Annotated in this window: 13 protein-coding genes and 2 pseudogenes; 9 read left to right on the top strand and 6 right to left on the bottom strand. The window is 30.5% G+C overall.

Annotated elements, in window-relative coordinates; translation table 11 throughout:
• Nucleotides 1–121 precede the first annotated feature (121 nt).
• From BJG89_RS05690 to BJG89_RS05700, 3 genes are all read left to right on the top strand, one after another.
• Nucleotides 122–1,231 carry a GAF domain-containing sensor histidine kinase gene (locus BJG89_RS05690; RefSeq protein WP_096809000.1) on the top strand — a complete coding sequence of 370 codons (1,110 nt, stop codon included), beginning with the start codon at nucleotides 122–124 and terminating at the stop codon, nucleotides 1,229–1,231.
• A gap of 21 nt (nucleotides 1,232–1,252) precedes the next feature.
• A complete protein-coding gene (locus BJG89_RS05695; RefSeq protein ID WP_096809003.1) occupies nucleotides 1,253–1,876 on the top strand; it encodes a response regulator in 624 nt (207 codons plus the stop codon).
• A gap of 286 nt (nucleotides 1,877–2,162) precedes the next feature.
• A complete protein-coding gene (locus BJG89_RS05700; protein ID WP_096809005.1) occupies nucleotides 2,163–3,446 on the top strand; it encodes a dicarboxylate/amino acid:cation symporter in 1,284 nt (427 codons plus the stop codon).
• A 402-nt stretch (nucleotides 3,447–3,848) separates the two neighbouring features.
• On the opposite strand, the gene BJG89_RS05705 is transcribed toward BJG89_RS05700, so the two are convergent.
• From BJG89_RS05705 to purU, 4 genes and pseudogenes are all read right to left on the bottom strand, one after another.
• On the bottom strand, nucleotides 3,849–4,163 hold the full coding sequence (locus BJG89_RS05705; RefSeq protein ID WP_229719001.1) for a hypothetical protein: 315 nt from the start codon (nucleotides 4,161–4,163) through the stop codon (nucleotides 3,849–3,851).
• Nucleotides 4,164–4,365: 202 nt separating this feature from the next.
• Nucleotides 4,366–4,813, bottom strand: a pseudogene (locus tag BJG89_RS05710) (4Fe-4S cluster-binding domain-containing protein); the annotation flags it as partial.
• A gap of 23 nt (nucleotides 4,814–4,836) precedes the next feature.
• Nucleotides 4,837–5,055: pseudogene (locus BJG89_RS14560) on the bottom strand (hypothetical protein); the annotation flags it as partial.
• A gap of 381 nt (nucleotides 5,056–5,436) precedes the next feature.
• Nucleotides 5,437–6,288 carry a formyltetrahydrofolate deformylase gene (purU, locus tag BJG89_RS05715; protein ID WP_096809007.1) on the bottom strand — a complete coding sequence of 284 codons (852 nt, stop codon included), beginning with the start codon at nucleotides 6,286–6,288 and terminating at the stop codon, nucleotides 5,437–5,439.
• A 415-nt stretch (nucleotides 6,289–6,703) separates the two neighbouring features.
• Here purU and xdrA point away from each other — a divergent pair, with 415 nt between their 5' ends.
• From xdrA to yhaM, 6 genes are all read left to right on the top strand, one after another.
• Nucleotides 6,704–7,168 (top strand): XRE family transcriptional regulator XdrA, encoded by a 465-nt coding sequence (gene xdrA / locus BJG89_RS05720; protein WP_096809009.1) that lies wholly within the window; start codon nucleotides 6,704–6,706, stop codon nucleotides 7,166–7,168.
• A gap of 622 nt (nucleotides 7,169–7,790) precedes the next feature.
• Nucleotides 7,791–8,921 carry a DUF445 domain-containing protein gene (locus BJG89_RS05725; protein WP_096809011.1) on the top strand — a complete coding sequence of 377 codons (1,131 nt, stop codon included), beginning with the start codon at nucleotides 7,791–7,793 and terminating at the stop codon, nucleotides 8,919–8,921.
• Nucleotides 8,922–8,990: 69 nt separating this feature from the next.
• Entirely contained in the window at nucleotides 8,991–9,335 is a 345-nt protein-coding gene (locus BJG89_RS05730) for a YlbF/YmcA family competence regulator (protein ID WP_017723169.1), read from the top strand.
• 350 nt (nucleotides 9,336–9,685) lie between these two features.
• Complete coding sequence (locus tag BJG89_RS05735) at nucleotides 9,686–10,870, top strand: metallophosphoesterase family protein (RefSeq protein WP_096809013.1); 1,185 nt, start codon at nucleotides 9,686–9,688, stop codon at nucleotides 10,868–10,870.
• 1 nt (nucleotide 10,871) lies between these two features.
• A complete protein-coding gene (locus BJG89_RS05740) occupies nucleotides 10,872–13,805 on the top strand; it encodes an ATP-binding protein (protein WP_096809014.1) in 2,934 nt (977 codons plus the stop codon).
• Nucleotides 13,805–14,746: a 3'-5' exoribonuclease YhaM gene (yhaM, locus tag BJG89_RS05745; RefSeq protein WP_096809016.1), complete on the top strand. Its 942-nt coding sequence runs from the start codon at nucleotides 13,805–13,807 to the stop codon at nucleotides 14,744–14,746. The genes BJG89_RS05740 and yhaM overlap by 1 nt, the downstream gene beginning before the upstream one ends.
• Before the next feature lie 431 nt (nucleotides 14,747–15,177).
• On the opposite strand, the gene prsA is transcribed toward yhaM, so the two are convergent.
• Together prsA and BJG89_RS05755 are read right to left on the bottom strand one after the other, a co-directional pair.
• Complete coding sequence (gene prsA / locus BJG89_RS05750) at nucleotides 15,178–16,170, bottom strand: peptidylprolyl isomerase PrsA (protein ID WP_096809018.1); 993 nt, start codon at nucleotides 16,168–16,170, stop codon at nucleotides 15,178–15,180.
• Nucleotides 16,171–16,454: 284 nt separating this feature from the next.
• On the bottom strand, nucleotides 16,455–17,027 hold the full coding sequence (locus tag BJG89_RS05755) for a DUF3267 domain-containing protein (RefSeq protein WP_096809020.1): 573 nt from the start codon (nucleotides 17,025–17,027) through the stop codon (nucleotides 16,455–16,457).
• Between the last annotated feature and the right edge of the window lie 68 nt (nucleotides 17,028–17,095).

The raw sequence follows: 17,095 nt of genomic DNA on the forward strand, positions 1-17,095 counted from the left end.
ATCATTTTTATTGTTAATTATCTAAAATGAAACACAATTGTTTACCTATTTTTAAATTTCTTAACAAGATTGTATAATGTATGTAAACAGGGTTGTTAAAGTTAAAGAATGGACTGGTTAAATGGAAAAACCGACTAGATTAGCATTATTGAAAGAAATTGCTGAGTTTTTAAATGAAGAAACAGAAACATATAGTATGTTACAAGGTGCTTTAAAATCATTAATTGATGGCAGTGAATTTACGACAGGATGGATTTTCTTCATTGATGAAGTAGGTCAACATGAGCTTGTATCATATATCAATTTGCCTGGTGCGTTAGAAAAAAATAATTGTCAGTATATGCGTGAAGGTACTTGTTGGTGCGTACAGGCTTATCAGAATAAAAAGTTAACAAAGGCTTCAAATATTATTAATTGCTCCCGTATTAATTTAGCAAATCGCGCTTATCATGAAGAAACAGATGGAGTTACACATCATGCTACAGTGCCATTGAGATCAGGTGAAGAACAATTTGGTTTACTCAATGTAGCAACACCACATACCAAAAGATATAGTGAAGAAAATTTGGAATTACTAGAGTCTGTTGCGTTACAAATTGGTTCTGCTATAAAAAGAATTCTTTTAACGAATCAAGAAAAGGAAGCTGTACGCATAAGCGAACGTAATAGGTTAGCTAGAGACTTACATGATTCAGTTAATCAGATGCTTTTTTCTGTGAAATTGACAGCCCATGCTGCTCTAGGAATGACGCAAGAAGAAGTGTCGCGTAAAGCTTTTCAAGTTATTGAAAATACGAGTCAACAAGCTGTCAACGAAATGCGAGCGTTAATTTGGCAATTAAAACCTGTTGGGTTAGAACAAGGTTTAGTTAATGCACTAAAACAATATAGTGAATTGTTACAATTAGAGCTATTGGTTAAAGTAGAGGGTTTAATTAAATTGCCTAATTTAATTGAAGAAAATGTTTACAGGATTGTCCAAGAAGCAATCAATAACACTAAAAAACATGGTGACACTACTCAAGTTAAATTAAACTTAATTCAAAAATTAGATTATCTGTACGTTACCATTGTTGATTTTGGGAAAGGTTTTGACGCTACTCATCCAAATTCATATCATTCTCATGGCATAAATAATATGAAGCAACGCTCAAAGCAGATAAATGGTAAATTAATGATTGAATCCCAACCCAGCAAAGGTACGCAAATTTATATAACAATACCATTATAAAGTTTCGAAAGGAAGGTCAAGATGCATCGAATCATTTTAGTAGACGATCACCATATAGTAAGACAAGGCTTAGAATTTCTACTATCTACAGTAGAAGATATAGAAGTTGTGAAAGGCTTCTCAGATGGTAAGTCTTTTTTAAGATATATTGAAGCGCATGATTTGCCTGATATTGTCTTGTTAGATTTAGTTATGCCAGTTATGAATGGTATTGAAATTACAGAAATAATGAAAGAAAAATATCCTGATGTGAAAATACTAGTATTAACGAGCTATGTAGATGACGAACACGTCATTTCTGCTATTGATAAGGGCGCTGATGGTTATGAAATGAAAGATGTTGAGCCAGAACAATTGATCAAAACAATTAAAAGCGTATTAGCAGGCGAAAAAATTATTCATCCCCAAGCACAAAGTGTCATTGAATCTATAAGCGATAAACCACATTACACCAATAAGCTATCAAAACGAGAGTCTGAAGTCCTTACTGAAATGGCAAAGGGAAAAACAAATAAAGAAATTGCTGAAACATTATTTGTGTCTGAAAAAACAGTTAAAACACATGTTAGTCATATTTTTGCTAAATTACAAGTGAGTGATCGAACGCAAGCTGCGATTTATGCAATGCAAAACAACCTTATATGAACTCATTGAGTAAGGAAGCCAGAACGCTATGCTTTTAAATGTTGTTATCCACTAGATAGAGGGGTTAGGCTTGAAAACGAATGATATAATCCTATTGTTATATCTTATTAAATCGCAATAGGACTATATTTAGGGCTAATACATAAGTTGGGCGTAAATTTCTAAAGTAGTAGTCTAATCAAAACACAAGGCGCTCTAATCTTTTTCAACATTCTTATTTACTTTTGTTTTAAAATGTATAATTTTACTATATAATATAGCTAATAAACAATAAGGGGATGTTGTTATGAAAACCAAAAACTTGTCGTTAAAAATCGTAATAGCGCTTATTTTAGGCATAACCATTGGCTCAATTTTTAATATGTTTGCGCAATCAGGATTTGTTGTCAATGTTGATAAGTATGTCTTTAATGTCATTGGTCAAATATTTTTAAATTTAATATTCATGCTAGTCGTACCTGTTGTATTTGTTTCGATCGTATTAGGTGTAGTCGGTGTAGGGGACCCAAAATTACTTGGTGGTATAGGATTAAAGACAATTACTTTCTTTTTAACTACGACAGCTATCGCTATTATTATTGGTATTGTTTTAGCTTCAGTTTTACAACCCGGTGAAGGGAAATCAGATCTATTAAATAGTGATGATGTATCAAGTTATCAAAAAACATTAGATAAAGAAGAAAATGCTCAAAGCTCTGCAGCTAATCAAACATTTGATCAAACATTGATTAATCTTTTTCCTAAAAATCCATTACAAGCCATGAGTGAAGAAAATATGTTGCAAATTATAACATTTGCAATATTTATAGGGATTGGTTTAATTATGGTCGGTTCCAAAGCTCAAGCGGTACACCGGCTATTTGAACAAACTAATGAAGTTTTAATGTATATTGTGACTATGATTATGAGTGTATTTGCGCCAATCGGTACATTTGGGCTTGTTGCACATGCATTTACGGGAGCTGGGTTTGGTGCGATTCAACAACTTGGCATGTATTTCTTTATTGTGCTCCTGGCACTATTTATACATTTCTTCGTTGTATATGGATCAGCAGTTAAGTTTATCGCCAAAACTAGTCCACTGAGATTCTTTAAAGGGTTTTTACCAGCTATTACATTAGGTTTTAGTGCATCTAGCTCTACCGCCACTTTACCAGTATCACTAAAATGTACTAAAAACATGGGTGTTCGACCAGAAGTAGCTTCTTTTGTTCAACCATTAGGAGCAACAATCAATATGGACGGTACGGCCATTATGCAAGGTGTAGCAACCATATTCATTGCACAAATTTCAGGTGTAGATTTGTCGTTGATGCAAATTATAACAGTTGTTGTTATTGCAGTGGTTGCGTCCATTGGTACTGCAGGTGTGCCAGGCGTTGGATTGATTATGTTAGCTATGGTATTAAATGCAGTGGGCTTAAATCCAGCAGCAATTGGTATTATCTTAGGTATTGATAGATTATTAGATATGACAAGAACTTCAGTCAATATTACGGGTGATGCAGCTTGCGCCCTTATCATTTCAAAATCAGAAGATAAGAAATTAGCTGCAAAACGTGACAATTAATATAGGACCTTTAATAGGGATAGAAAGAGCAATTACGTTTTATGTTATTTAAATTTAATATGTCAACAACCAATGATTCAATTTGTATTTTTACTATAATTATTTTGTTTGTGAATATCACATCATGTGTATATAATTTTAAAGAGATTAATCGTAATGTCTGAAATACCCCTCTTATCGATTCCAATTAGTCGATGAGAGGGGTATTTATGGTTATTATAGTTATTCGATAGTAGTGTCGTTATAATTAATAGTAAGATGTCATTTGGCATGCGAACTAATTGGCTACCATCTATACATACGAATAATTGAAAATATAGAAAATCATAAATGATAATATGGAAATTTAAAAATTTTCATAAGAATTCTTTTACAAGAAAGATGTCATAAACAGATTTTTAGTTAATGAGAAGTAAGTACGTTATATAATTCTGCAAACTTTTTACCATCTTTTCTTGGGACTTGATCAAATATCCACGGCTCGCCATCTGACTCCACAATCGTTAGCCTAAACGGTGTTAAAGATAAACCAAATTTAACATTTTGGATTTCTTCAAAGGAAAACAAGCTTTTGATTTCATGATTTTCTAGAATACCGTTAGCTTTAAAAGTGATCTTATCATTATATAATGTCAAAATTCCTGGAATTATTTGAGCTTGAATAAACTTCATTGACGCATATGTAGAAATCAGTTTTGTTGAAGATGGATTGTTCAAAATGATGCCTCCTCAAATCCTTTTTAAACAATATATCATTATACATAACAAGAGACAATTCTATTTAGATTTGTATGTTTTAGACGTTATAAAAAGCGCAGAGAACGAAATCAAAGTAATTAAGATGATTTTGTTCTCTACTGTTCAAATAGTATGTTTTTATATCATTATCATTTTGAGTAACTTTATATAGGTGTGTTAGTTTTGCAGTTAAATTTATATGTTTAGCATTATCCATGTGTTTGATATCTAATAAAACTAAATCAGTATACGCTAATAAATACGTCAAGATGTTTATTAAAAGCCACTGTATCATTTGCTGTACCAGCTGATGTATCGATACATGTATGAATATCTTGTTCTTTTAATAACTAGAATAAAGTGGTTAAGAATTTTTATTTGCAATAATGGTTCGCCACCACTAACTGTAACGCCGCCTCCATATGCATCAAAGTATGGTTTGAATGGCGTTATCTCATTAACCATTTCATCTACGGTGACTTCTCTAGTGAAATTTTTTATGTCCAAGTATCTGGATTATGACTGTATAAACATCTAAGTAAACACCCTTGCGTGAATAAAATATATCGCAGTCCCAGGCCATCAACCGTGCCTAGACTTTCAATTGAACGTAAATGTGCTTTAACCATACGAATGCAACCCTTTGGTGGCATTCGTATGGTTTCTCAGTTTGGACACCGACAATAGTCTCTAAACCTTTATTTAGATAGCCGGCATCATGAACGATAATTGTTGATGGTACTTTTGTATCTATACCCCACATTCCACCGCGTTCACGCACTTCTCTTGATAATTGCATGACTTGATCCCAGAGTTTCATTGTTGCTTCAGTAGGACCTTCTAAAAATTGGTCACCACCTGCATATAATGTCTAATTTAGTTAGATATATTCTGTAACATTCACTTGGCACTTGCAGCGACCTTGTTTATAATTATATCATGCAGTTGATTTTGTGTAGTTTTTTTAACATGCGACTATCTCCATATTATATGTTAAATACTTCACAATAATTATATCATTTAGTTTGTTGAAAAAATTACAATATTTTTGAATAATTTTAATCTGAAATTGAAAGCTTTAGGAATCTGTATTGAAAAATAATGCACATATGGTGTAATTTAACCCTGTTATATAACAGAGGCAAAGCAAATAATAAAAAGAGATACTGAATTTTTGGGATCCATCAATTTAGCATCTCTTTCTTGATTATGAAAGGCATTGATTTATATTGAAGCTAACAGCGTTAAATGATTAAGTGAAAACAACCGTCTTATGATTTGCTGTTACGATGACCTTGTGTAATACATGATATTCTACAGCTTGTGCTAATACGCTAGATTCAACATGACGGCCAATTTTTCTTAAATCTTGTACGTTATAGCGATGATTAATACGTATTACATCTTGGTCAATAATAGGGCCTTCATCTAAATCAGAAGTGACATAATGACTTGTTGCGCCTACAAGTTTAACACCGCGATGCCATGCTTGTTTATAAGGATTTGCGCCTATAAATGAAGGCAAGAAAGAATGGTGTATATTAATAATCTGATTTGGATAATGATTGACAAAATGATCGGATAGAATCTGCATATATTTTGCTAATACAATAAGTTCTACATGATTTTCAGAACAAATTTTTAATATCTTATTTTCTACAACCTCTTTGTCTTCAGTGTTTGGTACGTAATAAAAAGGTATATTTAATGTCTCTGCAAATTGTCTGTTATTTTCGTGATTACTAACCACACAAACAATTTCTGCTGGTAGCTCATTTCTATTGACCCTCAATAGTATTTCATTAAAGGCATGATCTTCCTTTGAAACGAAAAGGCCAATTTTTGTTTTATGTTGGTTATCAAATAAATTATAATTTATTTGATGTTTAGTTAAAGTGTTTTCTAAATCATCTTTTAATGATTCTATTTTTTCAAATTCTAATCTCAAATATAATTGACCTTCAGCATTCTGTGAATCATCATATTCTGTAAAGTGATCTAAATGCAAAATATTAGATTGGTGTTGAGCAATTACATCTGTAATTAATGCAGTAATGCCCACTTTATCTGAACAGGTTGCGAGTAGTATATATTTATCTGTCATCTTTAAGCACCTCGATTTTTTAAGTAACCCAGATTATAATGAAAATTCTGAATAATGTAAATGAATTTTGTTAAAGAAAATTTTTAAGACGAAGTATATGTTAAAAAGAGAAAAATAAGATATAATTGTAAATAGTGTTTTTATATCAAAAGGGTAATAAGTAAAAAATATAATCACATTTCCTACTTATTATGCGCTTACAACTAAAGTGATATAAGTGTTTAAATTTATTATAGGATATAAGATTGATTATTTTGATAATTGCGCAAATAACAAAAAACAATGAAAATATCATTTCACTCTTTTATTTTTTTGAGAATTGTATTAAGATGTAATTTGTGTTTCAAGAAGCGTGTATTATTGCAATTTCTTGTGTCCGGATAAAATATTCTTTTATGAAAGGTAGATTAAAGTAATGGATAGACAAAGTTTTACAGATTTAATTCAAACAAAATTTAAAATGGTGCGTATTGAAGCGGGTTACACGCAAGATACAATGGCACAGACAATCGGTCTTTCAAAAAAGACATTAGTACAAATTGAAAAAGAGAGAGTATTGCCAAACTGGACAACATGCGTGTCAATTTGTGCATTGTTTAGAGATTCAGATGTACTAAATAGTACTTTTGGATGCGATCCATTAGAAATGGTTCAAACAATTTCCCGTAATCATTGTGCATACCCTAACCATTCTACAACGAGTGATATTTACTGGAGTACAGTTGATACTCGTAACGGATATATTTTACAAAGTAATAAAGTAAGTGATATCTACCGTGTGCTAAACCAAGAAACTCAACCTATATTTGGAACTTCTAAATTAAGAGAAGCGGAGACATATTTCGGTAGAGTATCTAAAGAAGAATTAATGCACGTATAAGTGAATCTATTTTGTGATAGGAGAATCATTATTTATATAATTATGTAACATGGTTTAATTGTATATGAATGGTTTAGTCACTAAAATTGATAAAAACTGGTACATCAATTGATTTTAGAATTATTTATTATATTTACAGTAGGGAACTAGAGATATTACCCACTTATTTTAAGTTTTTATAAACGATGTCTTCGTTTATAAAGGCTGATATAGTGCTTATACAAGCGTTTTAACGTTTATATCCTTTTTATAGTCATTCATAATGAGATGAAATAAAAAATTTTCAAAGTGGTGCTTTGTCCCACTCGGGAAATCAACAACTGTTCACTAAATTGCTTCGTACCAAGTTTAAAAAATATACAGCAACGCCAGAGCGATAAATTGGGATCAATAAAATTTTTGATTTCTAAATCGCTCTTTTTTATTTTTAAATTTAATATAAACAAAATGGAACTATAACTTAGTGTTTTAATGAAATAAATGGTTATGGACAATAAAATTTCATTTGAGAAATTAACGCATATGCTACACATATGTACTATTTATGTTATACAATATAAAAATGACTGATATATAATTACCTTCAGTTTTTAAACTAATTGTATATGAAGGAGAATGAACTATGCACGCTTTTTTAATAATTATATTTATGATGATTATTGGCGCATTGATAGGTGGAGTTACCAATATGATTGCGGTAAGGATGCTATTCCATCCATTTAAAACGTATTATATATTTAATAAACGTGTACCTTTTACGCCTGGGTTAATACCCAAGAGAAGGGGAGAAATAGCTGATAAAATAGGTCAAGTTATTGAAGAACATTTATTAACTGAAACATTAATTAAGTCAAAATTAAACGCACCGAAATCAAGAGAAGCTATCGAAGAATTATTTTTAAAACAAATACACAAATTAAAATATGATGGCGTAACAATCCAATCATTAGCTAAGCATTTTGATATTGATGCAGCTCAATTAACGAATAGCCAGATGGACACAGTTATATCTAATCAATTAAATCAATACTATAATGACCATAAGGAAACACCAATTAAACAAATAATTCCCGATGATATCGAATTAAACATGGACCAAAAAATAGAACTTGTACCCGATTTACTATTTGAACGTGCACGCATTTACTTAAAATCTGAAAAAGGTGCTTCAGATATATCATCAATGCTAGATACTTTTTTTAATGAAAAGGGAAAAATTGTTGGATTATTACAAATGTTTATGACGAAAGAAAGCATCGCAGATCGTATACAACACGAGTTGATTAGGCTCACAAATCATCCTAAAGCAAAAGCAATTGCAAAGCAGATTATTGACAATGAATATGAAACTTTTAAAACAAAAAAGTTAACTGAAATAGTAAATGAAGAACAATTTAATTCATTTAAGTCAACAGTCGTTGACTTAGTGATTAGTTATGCAAACATAAATAATAAAGTGAACCAACCCCTTCATCATTTAATGCCTGATTTTATTGTATTTTTAGAGAAAAAAGTTTCACAAACGCTTACAGACCTTATTATTGAAAAAGGTTCTAAATATATTTCTCCAATTATGAAAAAAATTAATCTTAGACAAATGGTAGAAGAACAAATCAATTCATTTGATCTAGCTTACATCGAAAGGTTAATTATTGATATCGCTAACAAAGAATTAAAATTAATTATGCTATTAGGATTTTTATTAGGTGGTATTATCGGTTTACTTCAAGGGGTAATTGCAATTTTTGTATAACATATTAAATTATGTTATTGTAATATCGATGTGGTTATAACACATATACAAATAAAGGAGTGAAGCACAGTGGCAGTAAATTTATACGATCATGCAAACCAATTAGAGCAAGCATTAAGAGAAAGTGATGAATACCAAGCTATCCAAAATGCTTACGCAAAAGTTAAAGAAAATCAAGAATCAAAGGATTTATTTGATGAGTTCCGTGAAACACAATTAAATTTCCAACAAAAACAAATGCAAGGTGAAGAAATCGGTGAAGAAGAGCTACAAAAAGCACAAGAACAGGCTCAAAAAATCGAAAACGATTCTAATATTTCAGAATTAATGGCCGCTGAGCAAAATATGAGCCAAGTATTCCAAGAAATCAACCAAATTATTGTTAAACCTTTAGATGAAATCTACGCTGATTAATATTTTTTAATCAGAAAATTAATTTGGGCGTGGGACAGAAATCCTCATATTTTATAGATTTTGTTGTTCTGCTTCTGGCATTAACGATAGATAAGCATTGAAACAAGCTTGATTAAGTGTGATTTCAATTCAACTAACTTTTGCCAATAATATATTCAAGGCTGAGGCATATATTTGTGCCTCAGCCTCTTTCGTTTTATCGACTGTGCAATAGACTCTGTGGTAAAATATAAAGATACAAGATATTGGCATGCATAGATTTTTAATCATGAGTTTGTTATCTCAAAATTAATACATAGTCTTACATGCATTTTATAATAAAACCTTTAAATAAAGGAGAACTTTAATGTATGGTTAAATTTATTCATTGTGCAGATTTACATTTAGATAGTCCATTTAAATCAAGAAGCTATTTAAGTCAATCAATATTTGAAGATATGCAAAAAAGTGCTTACGAAAGTTTTAAAAAAATAGTGGATTTAGCATTAAACGAAGAAGTAGATTTTATAGTTATTGCTGGTGATTTGTTTGATCACCATAACAGAACGCTACGTGCAGAAGTATTCCTGAAAGAACAATTTAACCGGTTAGCTAAAGAGCAAATCTTTGTTTATGTATGTCATGGTAATCATGATCCACTTTCCTCATCCATAGGTACTGAATGGCCGGAGAATGTTTCGATATTTTCCGAAAATGTGGAAACTTATCAAACGATTACTAAAAATGGCGAAGAAATTTATTTACATGGGTTTAGCTATCAAAATGAAGCTAGTTATGAAAATAAATTAGATGCTTACCCTTCAAGTCAAGGTCAAAAAGGTATTCATATTGGAATATTACATGGCACATATAGTAAAACGAATACAAATAATCGTTATACTGAATTTAGATTAGAAGATTTAAACAATAAACTCTATCACTATTGGGCACTCGGCCATATACATGAACGCCAGCAATTAAGTGATATGCCTCCAATCCATTATCCTGGTAATATACAAGGCCGTCATTTTAAAGAAACTGGAGAAAAAGGTTGTCTTTTAGTGGAGGGAGACGATTTAAATCTCAATGCTCAATTTGTATCAACACAATTTATTCGTTTTGAAAAAGCTGAAATAGATACTGATATGACTACGAAGCAAGGTTTGTTTGATGCCATACAAGATTTTAAATCACAAGTTAGAACAAAAGGCAAAGCGATTTATCAATTAGTGGTAAATGTGAATTCAGATGAAATTATTTCAGATCAAGACAAATTACAAGTACAAGAAATGATTAGTGATTACGAAGAAAACGAACACCATTTTGTATTTATAGAAGATTTAAAGATAAAAAATAAAGATGATAATAAAACAACGCTTGTAAAGGAATTTTCACCTGATTTAATTGATGACCATGCTGTTTATGAAGCGGCTATGAATGATTTGTATCTCAATCCAAAAGCTTCAAAATACCTAGAAAATTATGATAACTTTGATCGCCGTGAATTAATAGCGCGCGCTGAACTGTTATTAAAGTCAGATATGAGGGGTGAATAATGTGAAGATTAAATCATTAGAGATTTATGGTTATGGTAGATTTATTCAAAGAACCATTGAATTTGATGAGTATTTTACTGAAATTTATGGAGAAAATGAATCAGGTAAATCTACTATTCAAGCATTTATACATTCCATCCTGTTTGGTTTTCCAACAAAAAAAGAAAATGAACCGAGATTAGAGCCGCGCTTAGGTAATCAATATGGTGGCAAGCTTACGTTAATTCAAGAGGATGGTTCATTAGTTGAGGTTGAACGTGTAAAAGGTACAGCGACTGGGGATGTAAAAGTTTATCTGCCAAATGGCGCTATCAAAGATGAACACTGGTTGAAAAAAGCATTGAATTTTATTTCTAAACGTACATACCAAGGTATATTTTCATTTGATGTATTAGGCCTTCAAGATATCCATAAAAATATGGATGAAAAACAATTACAAAATTACTTATTACAAGCTGGTGCTTTAGGGTCTACAGAATTTACCAGTATGCGTGAAATTTTGAGCGATAAAAAAGAATTGTTGTATAAGAAAAATGGTCGTAATCCGATTATTAATCAACAATTAGAAGAATTGAAATCTTTGGAGCGTCAAATTCGTGAAGAAGAAGAAAAATTATCAACATATAAACGTCTCGTAGATGATAAAGATAAAGCTGATAGACGCTTAGAAAATATAAAACAAAATTTAAACCAATTATCAAAGATGCATGACCGCAAACAAAAGGAATTAGCCTTACACGAGCAAACACAAGAGTGGAAGGCACTAGAGAAACAGTTGAATATTGAACCAATTGTGTTTCCTGAACAAGGTATTGATCGATATGAATCTGCTAAAATTCAAACACAAAATTTAAAAAGAGATATCGGTTTAAGAGAAGAAAGGTTAACACATTTAAAAGACGAAAATGAAAAAATTAATGTGCCTAAACAAAATGATTTGGATGCCTTTAATCATATATATCAGCAAGAAAATGAAATTAAGCAAAAAGAATATGAATTGAAATCTATTAAAAAAGAAATTCAAGATAAAGAACGCGAACAAACAGGTTTGAAATCTAATATTGGTTGGCAAGAGGTGCATCATGAAGTAGATAGTTCAGAAGCGATGAAAAGTCATGTTAGTAACCAAATTAAGCATAAACAAGAACAAACAGCATTCATTCAACAATTAGAGCGTAATATTGAAGAAAATAAAATCGATAAAGAAACAAACCAAGCAGAGATGGATGCTTTAGAAACAGATATAGTTTCTGATGAAAATTATGAAAAGAAAAAGCAATATAATAACCGTGTTTTCGAATTACAGGAGAAAAATAATCTTTATCAAAAAATGAAAGAAGCATTTGATAAAGAACAACAAGAAAATGAACAGAAACAAAATATGTTCCGTTTGGCATTAATTATGTTGACAGTTATTGGTATTGGATTAACCATATTTTCATTTATTTCAGCTAATCTCATTTTTGGTATTGTGTTTGCAGTATTATCCGTTGTGTTTATTACTGGTATATTCCTGGTTAAATCTAAAGAAATAGGGCACAGTGAAACGTTCTCAAATGAAATCGAAGATTTACAACATCAAATTAATGATTTAGAAGCAAAGTATGATTTGGATTTTGACCTAGATGATCAACATAGAATACGTGAACAATTTCATAGTTCAATTAAAACGAAAGAGGCTTTAGCCAAAAAATCGGACTATTTAACTGCTACTTTAGAACAAGCACAAAAACAATATTCAAACGCACAAAATGCAATCAATCAGGTTAAATCTGATTTATACCTCTCGGATAAAATCTCAGATGAACTTATCATTGATAGTATTGCAACGATGAATAAAATAAAAGATTACGCCAATCATATTGCAGAACTTATTGAACAAAAATACCAATTACAACAAGATTTAGATGCATTTTATGCGCATGCAAAAGAAGTGACTCAAAATCAATTTACTTATTTTAATGAATTATCTTTATTCCATGATATAAATCAATGGTTGAAAGAAGAAACTAATAATTTAGAGAAATGGAATAGAAATAAAGAGCAAATTGATTTACTAGAGAGCGAATTAACTCAGCTGAATCATCGCTTAAATGAAAATAATAAGGTTATCACACAATTATTTGATTTTGTAAATGCATATGATGAAGAATCTTATTATAATCATCATGCTCAATATCAAGCATATCATCAACGATTAAATCGTTTTAATGATTTGACGAAATATCTAGAAAACCAAAATTACAATTACGATGTAAGTTCTAGATTGAGCCAAAAAACATTTGCTCAATTATCTGATGAAGACGAAGTATTAGAAACTCAAGTCAATGATTATAATGACCAATATTTAGAAATGCAGGCGGAAGTTAGTGATTTAAATGCTAAAATTACGGATATGGAAACAGATAAAACATTAGCGGATTTACGTCATAAGTTCTATATTCTTAAAAATAAATTGAATGATGAAGCGAAAGATTGGGCAAGTCTTAGCTACTTACAATCTTTAGTGAATGGTCACATTAAACAAATTAAAGATAAACGTTTACCACAAGTAATAAATGAAGCGACAGAGATCTTTGCACATTTAACAAATAGAAATTATGTACAAGTCACATATGCGAATGAAAATTTAATGGTAAAACAGGTAAACGGTCAAATGTATGAACCAATCGAATTAAGTCAATCTACTAAAGAAATACTATATATCGCATTGCGTTTAAGTTTAATTAAAACCTTAAAACCTTATTATCCATTCCCAATAATTATAGATGATGCCTTTGTACATTTTGACAAATCTAGAAAAGAAACAATGATGAACTATTTAAGACAAATGCCAAAAAGTTATCAAATTTTATTCTTTACATGTGTGAAAGATACAAGTGTGCCTTCAAAACAAATTATTACATTGAATAAACTCGAGGAAGGCGGTAAATAATGAGAAATGTAGAAAAATTAAACCCTGGAGATTCAGTTGATCACTATTTCTTGATTCATAAGGCGACACAAGGCGTGACAGCCCAAGGAAAAGATTATATGACCATATATTTACAAGATAAAAGTGGGGATATTGAAGCAAAATTATGGACAGCAACTAAAGAAGATATGCGTGTTTTAGAACCAGAAAAAATTGTGCATGTTATTGGTGATGTCATAAATTATCGTGGACGCAAACAAATGAAAATAAATAAAATTAAGTTAGCTTCAGAAGAAGAGGACTTAAAAATACACGATTTTGTTGATGGTGCGCCATTAACGCCAGATGAGATTAAAGAAGAAATATCGCATTATATGTTAGAAATTGAAAATGCTAATTTACAACGTATAACGCGTCATTTGTTACGTAAATACCAAAGTGAATTCTTCACATTTCCAGCAGCAAGTTCACATCACCATAACTTTTCAAGTGGTTTAAGCTACCATGTATTAACTATGTTGCGTGTTGCAAAATCTATTTGTGACATATATCCTCTTCTAAATCGTAGCTTATTATATAGTTCAATTATTTTACATGATTTGGGTAAAGTTAAAGAATTGAGTGGGCCAGTAGCGACAACATATACAGTAGAAGGTAATTTACTTGGTCATATATCAATTGCTAGTGATGAAGTAGCAGACGCAGCTAGAGAGTTAGATATAAACGGCGAGGAAGTATTGTTACTGCGACATATGATATTAGCTCATCATGGTAAAATGGAATTTGGATCACCGAAGCTACCTCATATGAAAGAAGCTGAAATATTATTCTTTATTGATAACATTGATGCTAAAATGAATATGTTTGAAAAAGCTTATAAGAAAACACCTAAAGGGCAATTCACTGAGCGTATCTTTGGGCTAGAAGGTAGACAATTTTACAATCCAACTTCTTTGGATTAGAACACAAGAAACTTAATACAGTATATAAGTGTTTGTGAAATAAGTATCTCAGATATTTTATAAAACGTATGGTTTTATGTAAACAAAGTAAAATCATACGTTTTTCTATTAGAAAATAGCGATTGGGTAGAATCATATAAAATGGCTTCTAGTGTCAATTTGAATGACAAACTAACACCAGATATAAGCATTACTATCTCAATAAGTTGTGAAGTCATTTCTTAAAGAAATTGAACTTATGGCTTCAATATACAAATGTTTAAGAAGTTAGTATGAGAGAATCTATAAGACTAGACTATATACTTCTAGACAAGCATGCACGTTTAAAATTAAGAAGTTTAAATATAAAAATGCACTTTCATTTTTGAAATGAAAGTGCATTTTTATGTTGAGCGGAGACACTGATAGCATCAACGCCTTGTTTGTATATTTTATTGTCCAACGGACATGCCAGCGCCACCTTGTTGCATAGCTTGTTGTTGCTGCTGTTGTTGTTGCTGTTGCTTAATTTTTTCTGGATCTAGAATTGAATCTTCAATTGCTTTTTTAATATCTCTATCTTTATAGTCTACTTTATATTCATCTAATAATTCTTTATAAGCATCTGTTAAAAGTTTAGGATCTTTTTGTACTTTTTGTTGAATTAATTGTGATTTGAGTTTACCTTTTTCTTCATCAAAATCGTCTTCTTTATCTGCTTTGATAACATGATAACCGTAATCTGTTTTCACTACTTTAGAAACGTCGCCTTCTTTAAGTTTAAAGAGCGCTTTTTCAAATTTTTCTTCCATTTGTCCTTTGATTACATATCCTAAACTACCATCTTTTTTAGCAGAAGATTTGTCCATAGATTCTTTTTTAGCGATTTCTCCAAATTTATCAGGGTTTTCGGATACTTGTTTTTGAAGTTTTTCAGCTTTTGCTTTAGCATCTTTGTCTGATAACCCTTCTTTATCGTCTTTATTTTCTTTGACTTTAATTAAAATATGAGATCCTTTTTTAGTATCTTCTTTGATCTCTTTATCAGAAATATTCACTTTATCATTTAATAAAGCTTTTTGGTAAGCTTGTAATTTTTTTTGTTCTTTATAGTCACTTAGAGACATTTTTTGTTGTTTTAACATACTTTCAAATTGGTCTTTGCCACCATATTGTTTTTGTTCTTTTTCAACTTCTTTATCAATGTCTTTTGTATCGACTTTATCTTTATACTTATCTGCTAACAATTTATTAAGTAATATAGAAAAAGATGAATTAGCTATTTGTTCGTCACCCATCTTATTCATGACATCTTCAACTTTCACGTCACCAGCCTTTGATGAGATGATTGTATCTTCTTTTGAATCTGTAGCACTATTACCACAAGCACCTAATAATAACGCACTAGCTGTAACAGGAATTATAACTTTTTTGAATGTTTTCATTATTGGGAACTCCTTTTGTAAGAATAACAACGTAAATATAACATATAATATTGTTTTCACCAATTAGAAACCTAATATATGGGACTTTAGTTGTAACCAAATGAGGCTTTACATTATTTGTATAGAAGAAAAGGTTAAAAATACAAATATAAATGATTTAAATAGGACTATGCTTTATCTAAATTGAAATTGTTAAGAGTGAGTAATTGATACAAGTATCATATTTAATTTTAATATTTGGCGCTCATATCAAAACACGAGGTTGGGCGTTAGTGGTACGTACCTCAACCTCGTTTAAGACGATTATTATATTGCGGTGTAACTTTATTTAAGATGTTGATACCTGTTTGATGTTCTTCTACATAAGCCCCTTCATTTGAAAATAGTATGATTTTAAAATAAAGAAAATCCAAAACGGAATATCCTAAATTTAGGGCAATTAAAAACATCAAGTAGTGCCCATATTGTGGAATTAACATACTAAAATAAGCGCATAAAGTTGTAATAAATAAGGCAGGTGTGATGAGGCCAAAACAAAAATAATATTTGTTGACTGGTGTGTTTATATAAACATTATAAAAAGGTATAGATTTATGTTTCACTAATTTATATTTTTTAAAAGACTTGCGGTAGGGGTATAAAAATAATAAATGTATTATTTTGTGTAATGGGTATAAAAGTACAACTAACATTAAAAATATTAAAAAATGTTTATCAGTTAATTTTGTGTCTGAAAAGAAGTATAAAATCTCATACGCAATTAAAAACGTAATAATTGTAGTAACAAAACTAAGAAAAGCAATTCTAGGAATGCCAAAACGGGCATTGATATCTATTTGGCGTGTACATAAATACATTACGCAATCATACTCCTTTTTAAATAACTTGAATATACTTCAGTATTATCTAACGTAATAGTTTACGC

It is taken from the genome of Staphylococcus nepalensis, assembly GCF_002442935.1.
In the GTDB taxonomy this organism is placed as follows: domain Bacteria; phylum Bacillota; class Bacilli; order Staphylococcales; family Staphylococcaceae; genus Staphylococcus; species Staphylococcus nepalensis.

What these genes read in the sequence shown, in the direction of transcription:
- BJG89_RS05690 (WP_096809000.1), top strand. Translation starts at nt 122, where the DNA reads ATGGAAAAACCGACTAGATTAGCATTATTGAAAGAAATTGCTGAGTTT.
- BJG89_RS05695 (WP_096809003.1), top strand. Translation starts at nt 1,253, where the DNA reads ATGCATCGAATCATTTTAGTAGACGATCACCATATAGTAAGACAAGGC.
- BJG89_RS05700 (WP_096809005.1), top strand. Translation starts at nt 2,163, where the DNA reads ATGAAAACCAAAAACTTGTCGTTAAAAATCGTAATAGCGCTTATTTTA.
- purU (WP_096809007.1), bottom strand. Translation starts at nt 6,288, where the DNA reads ATGACAGATAAATATATACTACTCGCAACCTGTTCAGATAAAGTGGGC.
- xdrA (WP_096809009.1), top strand. Translation starts at nt 6,704, where the DNA reads ATGGATAGACAAAGTTTTACAGATTTAATTCAAACAAAATTTAAAATG.
- BJG89_RS05725 (WP_096809011.1), top strand. Translation starts at nt 7,791, where the DNA reads ATGCACGCTTTTTTAATAATTATATTTATGATGATTATTGGCGCATTG.
- BJG89_RS05735 (WP_096809013.1), top strand. Translation starts at nt 9,686, where the DNA reads ATGGTTAAATTTATTCATTGTGCAGATTTACATTTAGATAGTCCATTT.
- yhaM (WP_096809016.1), top strand. Translation starts at nt 13,805, where the DNA reads ATGAGAAATGTAGAAAAATTAAACCCTGGAGATTCAGTTGATCACTAT.
- prsA (WP_096809018.1), bottom strand. Translation starts at nt 16,170, where the DNA reads ATGAAAACATTCAAAAAAGTTATAATTCCTGTTACAGCTAGTGCGTTA.
- BJG89_RS05755 (WP_096809020.1), bottom strand. Translation starts at nt 17,027, where the DNA reads ATGTATTTATGTACACGCCAAATAGATATCAATGCCCGTTTTGGCATT.